General features: G+C 63.5%; 12 protein-coding genes. 6 read left to right on the top strand and 6 right to left on the bottom strand.

Annotated elements, in window-relative coordinates:
• The first annotated feature begins 294 nt into the window (after positions 1-294).
• Positions 295-2163, top strand: coding sequence for a sigma-54-dependent Fis family transcriptional regulator (locus AC1M7R_RS23810; protein WP_490609971.1), 1869 nt, complete (start codon positions 295-297; stop codon positions 2161-2163).
• A gap of 18 nt (positions 2164-2181) precedes the next feature.
• Here the strand turns inward: AC1M7R_RS23810 and AC1M7R_RS23805 are convergent, their stop codons facing one another.
• The 3 genes from AC1M7R_RS23805 to AC1M7R_RS23795 all read right to left on the bottom strand — a co-directional run bounded on the left by AC1M7R_RS23805 (position 2182) and on the right by AC1M7R_RS23795 (position 4538).
• Entirely contained in the window at positions 2182-2511 is a 330-nt protein-coding gene (locus tag AC1M7R_RS23805; protein WP_072391317.1) for a hypothetical protein, read from the bottom strand.
• 356 nt (positions 2512-2867) lie between these two features.
• Positions 2868-4079 (bottom strand): cytochrome c biogenesis protein DipZ, encoded by a 1212-nt coding sequence (locus AC1M7R_RS23800; RefSeq protein ID WP_072391314.1) that lies wholly within the window; start codon positions 4077-4079, stop codon positions 2868-2870.
• 195 nt (positions 4080-4274) lie between these two features.
• Entirely contained in the window at positions 4275-4538 is a 264-nt protein-coding gene (locus tag AC1M7R_RS23795; RefSeq protein WP_072431057.1) for a DUF2790 domain-containing protein, read from the bottom strand.
• A gap of 233 nt (positions 4539-4771) precedes the next feature.
• On the opposite strand from AC1M7R_RS23795, the gene AC1M7R_RS23790 reads away from it, so the two are divergent.
• The 4 genes from AC1M7R_RS23790 to AC1M7R_RS23775 all read left to right on the top strand — a co-directional run bounded on the left by AC1M7R_RS23790 (position 4772) and on the right by AC1M7R_RS23775 (position 7727).
• Positions 4772-5512 carry a response regulator gene (locus AC1M7R_RS23790; RefSeq protein ID WP_072391308.1) on the top strand — a complete coding sequence of 247 codons (741 nt, stop codon included), beginning with the start codon at positions 4772-4774 and terminating at the stop codon, positions 5510-5512.
• Positions 5509-6831, top strand: a complete 1323-nt coding sequence (locus AC1M7R_RS23785) for an ATP-binding protein (protein WP_490609970.1) — start codon at positions 5509-5511, stop codon at positions 6829-6831. Before AC1M7R_RS23790 ends, AC1M7R_RS23785 begins: the two co-directional genes overlap by 4 nt.
• A gap of 173 nt (positions 6832-7004) precedes the next feature.
• Entirely contained in the window at positions 7005-7205 is a 201-nt protein-coding gene (locus tag AC1M7R_RS23780) for a hypothetical protein (RefSeq protein ID WP_072391303.1), read from the top strand.
• Positions 7206-7220: 15 nt separating this feature from the next.
• Positions 7221-7727, top strand: a complete 507-nt coding sequence (locus AC1M7R_RS23775; RefSeq protein ID WP_072391300.1) for an HvfX family Cu-binding RiPP maturation protein — start codon at positions 7221-7223, stop codon at positions 7725-7727.
• A 92-nt stretch (positions 7728-7819) separates the two neighbouring features.
• Here the strand turns inward: AC1M7R_RS23775 and AC1M7R_RS23770 are convergent, their stop codons facing one another.
• From AC1M7R_RS23770 to AC1M7R_RS23760, 3 genes are all read right to left on the bottom strand, one after another.
• Positions 7820-8596, bottom strand: a complete 777-nt coding sequence (locus AC1M7R_RS23770) for an HvfC family RiPP maturation protein (RefSeq protein ID WP_072391297.1) — start codon at positions 8594-8596, stop codon at positions 7820-7822.
• Positions 8589-9476 carry an HvfB family MNIO-type RiPP peptide maturase gene (locus AC1M7R_RS23765; protein ID WP_103894499.1) on the bottom strand — a complete coding sequence of 296 codons (888 nt, stop codon included), beginning with the start codon at positions 9474-9476 and terminating at the stop codon, positions 8589-8591. Before AC1M7R_RS23765 ends, AC1M7R_RS23770 begins: the two co-directional genes overlap by 8 nt.
• Before the next feature lie 148 nt (positions 9477-9624).
• Positions 9625-10011, bottom strand: coding sequence for an EF-hand domain-containing protein (locus AC1M7R_RS23760; RefSeq protein WP_072391282.1), 387 nt, complete (start codon positions 10009-10011; stop codon positions 9625-9627).
• 288 nt (positions 10012-10299) lie between these two features.
• Here AC1M7R_RS23760 and AC1M7R_RS23755 point away from each other — a divergent pair, with 288 nt between their 5' ends.
• Positions 10300-12099, top strand: a complete 1800-nt coding sequence (locus tag AC1M7R_RS23755) for a thiamine pyrophosphate-requiring protein (RefSeq protein WP_490609969.1) — start codon at positions 10300-10302, stop codon at positions 12097-12099.
• Positions 12100-12112 lie beyond the last annotated feature (13 nt).

Here is a 12112-nt window from a genome sequence, read left to right as displayed (position 1 = left end):
GAACCTCGTTTTTATTATTGGAAGACCCGTCGGGCGGGTTGAAGGGGATAGAGCAAGGGCGGTGCCAGAACCGCGCAGAAGCGGCGAGACAGGCGAGCCAGAGCGGCCGGCTTCGGATCAGCCCGGCCACGGATCCGGTCTGGGTGAGACGTGGCATGTCAGCCTGCACGAGCCAGTCGTGAGACTGTGAGACGTGGCGTCTCACAGCGGGCCTGTCGTCCGTCGTGCTTGTCTGCGCCAGGGGAACGGCGCTTAATGAGCGCACAACGATAAGAAGCTGAACCGGAGGCCCGTATGCTTTCCACTCACTCCCGGGCGCATGTGGATTGCGTCAGCCGCGTGGTGAAGAACGCGGACCAGTTGCCCCAACGTCCCGTCCCCGACCTGATCCTCGATTCCTGGCGCCGCTCCATGGAGCAACACCACCTGGACCCTGGCTCGCTGCAGGGTCCGCGCATCCTGTCCGAAGACGTGCTCCGGCAGTGTCGCGAGCGCTCGGAGCTGTTTCTCAACATCGCCAGTGAAGAAGTGACCCGCCTCCATGGCCGGGTGCGCGATGCCGACTACTGCGTGCTGCTGACCGATGCCCAGGGCCAGACCATCGACTACCGGGTGGAAACCACGATCCGCAACGACTGCCGCAAGGCCGGGCTGTACCTGGGGACCTGCTGGTCGGAAGGCGAAGAAGGCACCTGCGGCGTAGCGGCAGTGCTCACCGCCCGGGCCCCGGTGACCGTGCACAAGCGCGACCATTTCCGAGCCGCATTCATTGGCCTGACCTGTTCCGCCGCGCCGGTATTCGATCCCCAGGGAGAACTGCTCGGGGTGCTGGATGTGTCGGCGGTGCGCTCACCGGATGATCGCCGTTCCCAACACCTGATCCGCCAGATGGTGGTGCAGAGCGCCCGGGAAATCGAACAGGCGTTTTTCATGAGCAGCGCCCAGGGCTACTGGGTGCTGCGGGCTCATCACAACGCCGGCTATGTCGACAGCCAGCCCGATTTCCTGTTCGCCTGGGACGACGACGGTTGCCTGCAGGCCCTCAACCCCGCCGCCCGCCAGTATCTGCTGCAACACTACGGCCAACTGCCGCAGAACATCAGCCAGGTCTTCGATCAGCAGCAATTGCACCGCGCCCGTGACGAAAGCCTTTACCCACTCGATCATGCCCTGCATGGCCGCCTGAGTGCGCCCCGCCATCGGGCGGTTCCGCGACCCAGGGTGGCGATGGCTCCTTCCGAGCTGGATCCGCGCCTGGCCGACAGCCTGCGCCTGGCGGTGCGCGTCAAGGATCGCAACCTGCCGGTGTTGATCCAGGGTGAAACCGGTTCCGGCAAGGAGGTCTTCGCCCGTCAGTTGCACCAGGCCAGCCAGCGCCGAGAGCGCCCCTTCGTGGCATTGAACTGCGCGGCGATCCCTGAAAGCCTGATCGAAAGCGAACTGTTCGGGTATGTCGCCGGGGCGTTCACCGGCGCCTCGGCCAGGGGCATGCAGGGCCTGCTGGAACAGGCCGATGGCGGCACGCTGTTCCTCGACGAAATCGGTGACATGCCCCTGGCCTTGCAGACCCGCCTGTTGCGGGTGCTGGCCGAAGGTGAAGTGGCGCCCCTGGGGGCCTCGCGGCGCAGGGCCGTGGACATCCAGGTGATCTGCGCCACCCACCGCGACCTGGAAACCCTGGTGGCTGCCGGCGAGTTTCGCGAAGACTTGTATTTCCGCCTCGGAGGCGCCCGCTTCCAGCTTCCGCCGTTACGCGAACGCACCGACCGGCTGGCGCTGATCAATCGCATTCTCGAAGAAGAATCGATGCGCTGCTCAGGCTTGCTGCAGCAGTTGAGCGGCCCGGCCCTGGAATGCCTGCTCGGCTATCACTGGCCGGGCAACATCCGCCAGTTGCGCCATGTGCTGCGCTACGCCTGCGCGGTATGCGAGGCCAGCGTGATTTTGCTCAGCCACCTGCCCGAGTCGTTGCAGGGCCCGGGCGCTATGGCCGATACGCCGGAACCGGTGGCCTGTGCGCAGCGCCAGGCCTTGCTCGACGCGCTGGTGCGTCATCGCTGGAAGCCCACCGCCGCGGCCCGGGCCCTGGGCATTTCCCGGGCCACCCTCTATCGACGGGTGCACCAGCATGGCATCGAGATGCCCGGCAGAAGCCCGGCATGAATCCATTCGCGACACCGCCTAGCGTTGCGCCAGTTCATGGCGCACGCATTGCTCGTAATAGGTCTGCTTGACCGCGGCCGGCTTGAGGCGCGAAGCGCTGTTGTAGGTCTGCTCGGTAATGCCCAGGGCCGTCATGCGCATCCACGGCCGGGGAAACTTGCGCACCTGCAGTTTTTTCCGGGCGCCGTAAAGGGTGATCCCGGACAGCTTCGAGGCCTGGGCCCCGGCCGCGATATCCGAACCCCAGCGGCACACCGACAGCTGGTTTTTCGTCAACGCCCTGGCCTGGGCTTCGAGCGAGACGATCGCCAGGAGAAATGTCGCCACGACCCACATAGAAATGCGCATAGATTTGTCGCCCAACGTTCTGAAATAGAAGAAGTTTGACGACGTTGCCATGAGCAAGGGGCCAGTATTCGGCCGAAGCGGTTCAAGATGACTGCACGCCTGCGGGGCTGCCAAACCAGCCGTTTCTGGTGCCTGGCGCCTGAGCGCGACAAATCATCCAAACAACTGTAGATTAGATCTATAACTTATTGAAAATAATGGAATTTTATTAAAAAAGACGACCCTCTCAAGGGCCGTCTTTTTTCTATAAATCACTTTATGTTTTAAAAGCAATATATTGAAATATAACGACTTTAAGTAGAAATACCTCAAGCCTGACGCCCCTATGACAAGGGAGCACGCTCCCTCGCCACGGCTCACTGGCCTGCCTTCGCCTCTTGCAACAGTTGCTGGATCACCTGCTCCTGCTCACCATAACGCCCTTCGCCAAAATGGCTGTAACGCACCTGGCCCTTGGCATCGATGAAATAGTGGGCGGGCCAGTACTGGTTGTTGAAGGCGCGCCAGATCGCATACTGGTTGTCGATAGCCACCGGGTACTGGATATCCAGCTTGCGCACCTGCTGGCGCACGTTGTCGATGATTTTCTCGTAACCATATTCCGGTGTGTGGACGCCGATCACCACCAATCCGTCCTTCTCATACTTTTTCGCCCAGCCGTTCACATAAGGCAGCGTGTGCTGACAGTTGATGCAGTCATAGGTCCAGAAATCCACCAGCACTACCTTGCCGCGCAAGGACTCGCTGCTCAGCGCAGGCGAGTTCAGCCACTGCACCGCGCCGTCCAGCGAAGGCATGGCCCCCTGGGATTGAAGGTTCGGCATGGGTGCGGCGTTGGCCTTGCTGACCACGTAGTCGATCGCCTTGGGCACGTTCTCCAAAAGGCCTTTCTCCAGAGTGGCCGCGCCCTGGGAGGACGTATTGGCCAGCAGACGATCATCGACACCCGTGCCAATCGCCACGGCAGCCAGCAACACCACGGCTCCGGTGCCGCGGCGCAACCAGGTCGTCACCGGGAGGGAGAGCTTGAGGCGTCCCACCAGCCCGCGTCCGGCGAGGATCAGCACACCCAGGGACAAGGCGCTGCCCAGGCCGTAAGCCAGCAATAACAGGCTGGTCTGCGCATTGGCGCCTTGCAGCATGGCCCCGGTCAGGATCACGCCGAGTACCGGACCGGCGCACGGCGCCCAGAGCAATCCGGTGGCCACCCCGATGAACACGGACGCCAGCGGCCCGGCCACCTGCCCGGCACCGGCATCGATGCGATTGCCCAGGTTCACCAACGGCCGCGCCAACCAGGTGCCGACCCGGCTGAACATCAGCGACAAGGCGAACAGCACCATCACCCCGAGGGCCACTTGGCGGCCGACGCTGCTGGCGCGCAGTACCCACTCACTGCTGACCACCGCCAGGCTCGACACCAAGGCGAAGGTCAACACCATGCCGCCCAGGGTCAGCAATACCGAACTGCGGGACCGGTCGGCACGGGCGAACAGAAACGGGACGACCGGAAGAATACAGGGGCTGAGGATCGTCAGGATCCCGCCAAGAAAAGCGATCAGAAGCATGGCATCACCTAATAATGGATGAATGGATAAGCAGCCAGGTCGGATCAATCAACCGGACATGATGTGGCTTGCGGGGCTGCGCAACAGCCCCTGGAGAGGCCTGAAACAGCGTTGCGCAGCACCATGGCCCGTGGCGATCCAGTGACATGAATCCAGTTGCAACAAACGGTTGGAGAGCATTCCTGATCTTTTTCATCAGTTTTCGTTATTGCAGTTTTCGGAAATTTTGCGGTAGTCCAACGCCTGCTTGTGGCCCGCTGAGTCCAGGTAGGTCATCCGGGCGTTCACCACACCGCAGGTCGGGTTGGCGTCTTCGGTGAGCGACAGCACCTTCTGGATATCCAGGTGGGAGCCGTAGGCGTAGGTTTGCGCCGGAACATTGCTTTCGGCTCGGGCCGACAAGGTGCAGATGTTCAGTGCGGCGAAAAGACAGGCGGCGTAGATGGCTTTGGTGTTCATGGTGCGTTCCTCGATTCGTTCAATGGGCTGACTTGTGTCGAGGCTCGTGGTGTCGCCTCGTTGGAAGCCATTGAATGCCACCGAGGTATCGCGCCTGTATCGAGCCAGGCGGCTTTTTGCATCGCTGTGTATCCGTCGCGCGCCAGATACACTGCAATACAAACCGTCGCGAGCCAGGCCGGTCGGTGTCTGTAGACTGACCACCAACGAAACGCCATAAGGGGCTGTACACCATGGATCATGTCGACCATGTGTTGATCGTGGATGACGATCGCGAGATCAGAGAGCTGGTGGGCAACTACCTGAAGAAGAACGGCCTACGTACCACCGTCGTCGCCGACGGCCGGCAGATGCGCACCTTTCTGGAAACCACCCCGGTGGACCTGATCGTGCTGGATATCATGATGCCGGGCGACGACGGGCTGGTGCTGTGCCGGGAGCTGCGTGCCGGCAAGCACAAGGCCACGCCGGTGCTGATGCTCACCGCGCGCAACGACGAGACCGACCGCATCATCGGCCTGGAAATGGGGGCCGACGATTACCTGGTCAAACCCTTCGCCGCCCGGGAGTTGCTGGCCCGCATCAACGCGGTGCTGCGCCGCACCCGCATGCTGCCCCCCAATCTGGTGGTGACCGAAAGCGGGCGCCTGCTGGCGTTCGGTCGTTGGCGCCTGGACACCACGGCCCGCCATCTGCTCGATACCGACGGCACCATGGTCGCCCTGAGCGGCGCCGAATACCGGTTGTTGCGGGTGTTCCTCGACCATCCGCAGCGAGTGCTCAACCGTGACCAGTTGCTCAACCTGACCCAGGGCCGGGATGCCGACCTGTTCGATCGCTCCATCGACCTGCTGGTCAGCCGGCTGCGCCAGCGCCTGCTGGACGATGCCCGCGAGCCGGCCTACATCAAGACCGTGCGCAGCGAAGGCTATGTGTTTTCGCTGCCGGTCGAGATCCTCGAGGTTTCGGCATGAACCTGTCATTGCGCTGGCCGCGGACCCTCGCGTCGAGGCTGTCGCTGATCTTCCTGATCGGCCTGATCCTGGCCCAGGGCCTGTCTTTCGGTGTCCAGTACTACGAACGCTACCAGAGCGCCAAGACCACCATGCTCGGCAACCTGGAAACCGACGTTTCGACCTCGGTCGCCATCCTCGATCGCCTGCCCGCTGCCGAGCGTCCGGCCTGGCTGCCCCGCCTCACCCGGCGCAACTACAACTACCTGCTCGATGAAGGCCTGCCCGGCCAGCCCATGGTCCCGGAAGACGCACCGATATCGGTCAGCTCGATCCAGGACGCCATCGGCCAGGCCTATGCGCTGACCTTCACCGACATTCCCGGCCCGCAAAAGCACTACCAGGCCCATCTGCGCCTGGGCGACGGCAGCCCGCTGACCATCGACGTCCGCCCGGCCATGACGCCCCTGTCTCCCTGGCTGCCGGTGGTGTTGCTGGGGCAGCTGGCATTGTTGATCGGCTGCACCTGGCTGGCCGTGCGCATTGCCGTCAGGCCCTTGACCCGCCTGTCCCAGGCCGTGGAAACCCTTGACCCCAACGCCCACGGCGCGCGCCTGGACGAAAAAGGCCCGACCGAAGTGGTCCATGCCGCCAAGGCGTTCAATACCATGCAGGAGCGCATCGCCGCTTACCTGAAAGAGCGCATGCAACTGCTGGCGGCGATTTCCCACGACTTGCAGACGCCCATCACCCGCATGAAGCTGCGCGCGGAGTTCATGGACGATGGCATCGAAAAGGACAAGCTGTGGAGCGACCTGGGCGAAATGGAACACCTGGTGCGCGAAGGCGTCGCCTACGCCCGCAGCATCCATGGCGCTACAGAAGCCAGTTGCCGCATCAACCTGGATGCGTTCCTCGACAGCCTGGTGTTCGACTACCAGGACACCGGCAAGGACGTTCAATTGTCGGGCAAGAACGCCGCCGTCATCGACACCCGCCCCCACGCCCTGCGCCGGGTGTTGGTCAATCTGGTGGACAACGCACTGAAATTCGGCGGCTCGGCGCAGATCCACGTGCAATTGACCGGCAATGGCCAACTGGCGATCCAGGTCCTGGACCGTGGCCCCGGCATCAGCGAGCACGAACTGACCGAGGTGCTCAAGCCGTTCTACCGCGTGGAAAGCTCGCGCAACCGGGAAACCGGCGGAACGGGCTTGGGATTGGCCATTGCCCAGCAACTGGCGATCGCCATGGGCGGTTCGCTGACCTTGAGCAATCGCGAAGGCGGCGGCTTGTGCGCCGAGCTGCGCTTGAGCCGCGAAACCGCTCCTGCCAGCTGAACGTCCACAAGGCCTGGCATCCGGGTTTGTATGCCAATGTGTCTGCCGTCGCCGGGCACACACGAACTTGCAATCCCCCGCGTTCCCGACACACCCCGCTTACACCCGCTTGAAAGACTCCCCGAGCCCCGGCCACTGAAAGGGTCGGGAACCACACCTCAAGGAGTCTTGCCATGCCTGCCACCGCCACGCCATCCAACCTGCGTTTCCAGGGTCGCTTCCCGATCTTTGCCTGCTCTGACTTCAAGGGCGTCCCCACGAGCGACGGGGACGTACTGCCGTTTGGCCTGACCTGCGCCACCACCATCATCCGCCTGGTCGGCACGCCGGGCCGGGCCAACACGCGTGCCCAACCTCTGCAACACGCAGCGTAATCGGGGGAGATCGTCATGTATCCAAGCATCCTTAAAGCCCTGCCCACTCGTCTCGATCACGCCGGAGCATGGCTTGCGCCACTGGGCCTGCGCCTGTTCCTGGCTTGGGAGTTCTTCGAATCCGGCCTGGAAAAATGGAACGGTACGAACTGGTTCAGCGAAATCCAGTCCGCCTTCCCATTTCCCTTCGACCAGTTGCCCGCCAGCTGGAACTGGGAGCTGTCGATGTGGGCCGAACTGCTCTGCGCCATCGCCCTGCTGATCGGCCTGGGCACCCGTCTATCGGCGCTGGTACTGATTATCGTCACCGTGGTGGCCACCGCCGCCGTGCATTGGCCCGCAGACTGGTCAAGCCTCAGCGAGCTGGCCCAGGGCTATGCGATCACCAATAAAGGCCATGGCAACTTCAAGCTCCCATTGATCTACCTGGTGGCGTTGATGCCGCTGCTGTTGCAGGGGGCGGGGAAACTGAGCGTGGATGCGCTGCTACAGACTGCCCTGAACCGTCGAAACGACGCCTGAAAACAAACCTTGTGGGAACGAGCTTGCTCGCGATGGCGGCGTATCGGTCACGGTTGATGGCGACCCGCTGGCATCGCGAGCAAGCTCACTTCTTACAGGGTTTGCGTTTCAATCGGCGGCGAGTGTCTTGCGCCCACCACACCTTCCTCTCGCATGCGCTTGAGCAGCGCCAAGGCGCTGTCCATGAATTCGAAGGCATTCGCCCCCGCTTCTTCGGCCAATCCCAGCAATTGCGCCCGTGCCTTCAGTTCCGGAAATTGCTCGATACGCTGCAACAACCGCCAGGCCAAGGGGCTGAGTTCAGAAAAGCGCACGTCGAGCCCAGGGGTACGCCTGACCAACAGCAAGGTTGGCTGGGATGGCGGTGTCGACGGCTGGTAATCCGGCGCCAGGCGATGCACCGGCCATTCATACGCCAACGGCCAGGCCAGGGGCGAAAGCTGCAAGGGCCGGTCGAGGCACAACGTTTCGTCATCGTTGGGCAAGGCTTGGGCCGGCGATTGCAACAGTGCCATTTCGACCCACTCGTAATGCGCCAGGTCAGCCATGAACGGCGGTTCCTCGGACACCGGCCGGGCCGACAGATAGTCCACGAACTCCCTGGCGATCTCTGCGAACCTGGGCGTGACGCAGCGATGCTCGCGCAGGAAGCGGCGTACACAGGCACGCCAGCGGTCCTGCCCCAGCACGCTTACCAGCACCGCAAAGGTGCCACTGAGTAACGAGCGCATGTTCTCGAAGATCAGGTCGCGATAGACCTGGGCCCGCTCCACGTCCATGCCGGACGGGACCGGACACCGCTCCGGATCGCGCAGGTAGCCGGTCAATGCCTGCTGCTGTTGGTGCAGGGTCTGCCGGAGTTCAGCCATGGATCACCGCCTGCCGGTCGGCGGTTTGCCGCTGCAACTGGCGGATGATCTGCAATTCGGCTACCAGCGCGGCGTAGGGTGGGAAGTTGAAATCCCGTTCCAGCAAGGTCGGCTGGATGCCGAAACGCGCATAGGCCCTGGCCAGCAGCGTCCAGACCACCGGCTTGACCGGCGCGCCGTGGCTGTCGATTTTCAGTGTGTCGGATTCGTCGTAATGCCCGGCCACATGCATCGCCACCACCCGCCCGGGATCCAGGCCGTCCAGGAATGCGCAGGGGTCGAAACCGTGATTGACCGAATTGACATAGACGTTGTTGACGTCGAGCAACAGGTCGCAATCCGCCTCGTGCAGCACTGCCTGGGTGAATTCCAGCTCGCTCATGTCCTGGTGGGGGGCGGCGTAGTAAGACACGTTTTCCACCGCCAGGCGTCTCCCCAGGACATCCTGGGCCTGTCTTATGCGGGCCGCGACGTGATGCACCGCCTCCTCGGTGAAGGGCAGCGGCAGCAGGTCATACAGATGCCCGTCATCGCCGCAGTAGCTCAGGTGCTCGCTGTACAGCGGCACATCGAAGCGCTCCAGGAAACCGCGCACCTGGGCGAGAAACGCCAGGTCCAGCGGAGCCGGCCCGCCCAGGGACAGCGACAGGCCATGGCAGGACAGTGGAAAACGCTCGGCCAACCCATGCAAAGCGGCGCCATGGGCGCCGCCGATGCCGATCCAGTTTTCCGGCGCGACCTCCAGGAAGTCGAAATCACCGGCAGGCGCCTCGCGCAGTTCATCGAGCAAGGCCCGGCGCAAGCCCAGGCCGACAGAGGTCTGGGGGAATGAAGCACCAGCGGCAGGACGGTTGAAGCTATGGCAAAACTCTTGGGACATGGCACATCTCCTTGACAAACAAGAGAGGGAGAGCCACGACGGATGGGGGCACGTCGCCACCGACCTGTGGCGAGGAGCGTCAACCCCTCGCCACACAAACACGCCTGCCCCATTCATGTACCAGTCGGGGCTCCCCAAAGGCGGAGGATCAGGACTCGATTGCCGCCCCGCACTTGCCCTCGCCGCATTTGCCTTCGGCGGTCTTGGCCTGGGCCGACAGGTATTGCTTGGCTTCCGGCAGGGATATGCCGCCGTCGTGGTTGGCGTCGATCTTGTCGAACTCGGCCGCACGCTCCGGTGCGGCGGCGATGAACTCGTCCCGCGAGACCTTGCCATCGTGGTTGGTATCGGTCTTGGCGAACTTGTCTTCGCCGCACTTGCCTTCGGCAGGTTTCTTCACCGTATCGGCCGCTGCCAGGGTATAGCCCTGGGCCAGGTCGTTCATGGTCAGGGCAGAAGCCGCCGAGGACAGGCCAAGGCCACCGACCAGGGCCAGGCCGAGTGCCAGGGACGAATTGCGCGAGAAGTTGAGCATGGGGTATTTCCTCCAGGGATTCGATCGCCAGTCACCGGCACCGCGTATGGGTCCCGGCTGGCTGGCGTAGTTAATCGTCGGTGTGTATCCGGCCTGTGTCCCGGACCCGCCCCTTCGTCAAGCAGATGTATCCGCCCTGCCCCGGTACACACTGAGATACACGCCCGGCCCTGGCACCCGCCCCGGAAAAAATCTAAACCTTGCGCGGCCTGTGTCGGTCAAGTCTGTAAGCACGCCAACCGCTGCACGCCGCTCCAAGCGGCTCGCGGCCTGAAACGAGGGACAGACATGAGCATGACCGTCGGTGATTTTCTGGTGGAACGTCTTTACGAATGGGGGGTTCGCCGGATCTACGGCTATCCGGGCGATGGCATCAACGGCGTCTTTGGCGCGTTGAGCCGGGCCAACGGGAAAATCCGTTTCATCCAGGCCCGACACGAAGAAATGGCAGCCTTCATGGCCTGTGCCCACGCCAAGTTCACCGGCGAGCTGGGGGTATGCATCGCCACCTCGGGGCCTGGCGCGTCCCACCTGGTGACCGGACTCTACGACGCCCGAATGGATCACATGCCGGTGCTCGCCATTTGCGGCCAGCAGGCCCGCGCCGCCCTGGGCGGGCATTACCAGCAGGAACTGGACCTGGTCAGCCTGTTCAAGGATGTCGCCGGGGCGTTCGTGCAGCAAGCCAGCGCACCCGCCCAGGTCCGCCATCTGGTGGACCGCGCCGTGCGCACGGCCGTGGGCGAGCGCCGGGTAACGGCGTTGATCCTGCCCAACGACCTCCAGGAGATGCCCTACGCGGCGCCAGCCCACAAGCATGGCACCGTGCATTCCGGCGTCGGCTATCGCAAACCCAGGGTCGTGCCCTACGAAGAAGACCTGCGCAAGGCCGCCGATGTGCTGAACGCCGGCAAGAAAGTCGCCATCCTGGTGGGCGCCGGAGCGCTGCAGGCCACCGATGAAGTGATCGCCATCGCCGAGAAACTCGGTGCCGGGGTGGCCAAGGCCCTGCTGGGCAAGGCGGCGGTGCCGGACGACCTGCCCTGGGTCACCGGCTCCATCGGCCTGCTCGGGACCGAGCCCAGCGACAACCTGATGGCCGGTTGCGACACATTGCTGATGATCGGCTCCGGCTTTCCCTACGCCGAGTTCCTGCCGCCCGAGGGCCAGGCCCGGGGCGTGCAGATCGACATTCAGGCGGACATGCTCAGCCTGCGCTACCCCATGGAAGTCAACCTGCACGGCGACAGCGCCGATACCCTGCGGGCCCTGCTGCCATTGATCGAAGAGAAGACCGACCGCAGCTGGCGCGAGAAAATCGAGCACTGGCGCCAGCGCTGGGACCAGACCCTGGAGAAGCGCGCCCTGGTCAGCGCCAAGCCGATCAATCCGCAGCGGGTCACATTCGAACTGTCGCCCCGGCTGCCGGATCGCGCCATTGTCACCTGCGACTCAGGCTCCTGCGCCAACTGGTATGCCCGGGACCTCCATATCCGTCGCGACATGATGTGCTCGTTGTCCGGCGGCCTGGCGTCCATGGGCGCCGCCGTGCCTTATGCCATCGCCGCGAAATTCTGCCATCCGGACCGACCGGTGATCGCCCTGGTGGGAGACGGCGCGATGCAGATGAACAACATGGCGGAACTGATCACCGTGGCCAAGTACTGGCGGACCTGGGGCAATGGCGCCTGGGTCTGTGCGGTGTTCAACAACCGGGACCTGAACCAGGTGACCTGGGAACAGCGGGTCATGGAGGGCGACCCCAAGTTCGAAGCCTCCCAGGACATTCCCGACGTGCCCTACCACCTGTTCGCCGAATCCATTGGCCTCAAAGGCATCCTGGTACTGCATGAGGATGATGTGGCCGGCGCCTGGGAAGCCGCACTGGCGGCGGATCGCCCGGTACTGATCGAATTTCGCACCGACCCCGACGTCCCGCCGCTGCCTCCCCATATCAAGCTGGAACAGGCGAAGAAATTCGCCAGCACCCTGCTCCAGGGCGATCCGAACGAGGCAGGCATCCTGGCGCAGACGGCCAAGCAGGTGCTGAGCGGGCTCCTGCCGGGGCACCGCAAGGACAAGCAATAGCGCCAAGCGCTCG

It is taken from the genome of Pseudomonas sp. MS01C9 (genome assembly GCF_058202755.1).
Note: the sequence above shows the minus strand (reverse complement) of the source record. Positions and strands in the feature narration are given on the sequence as shown.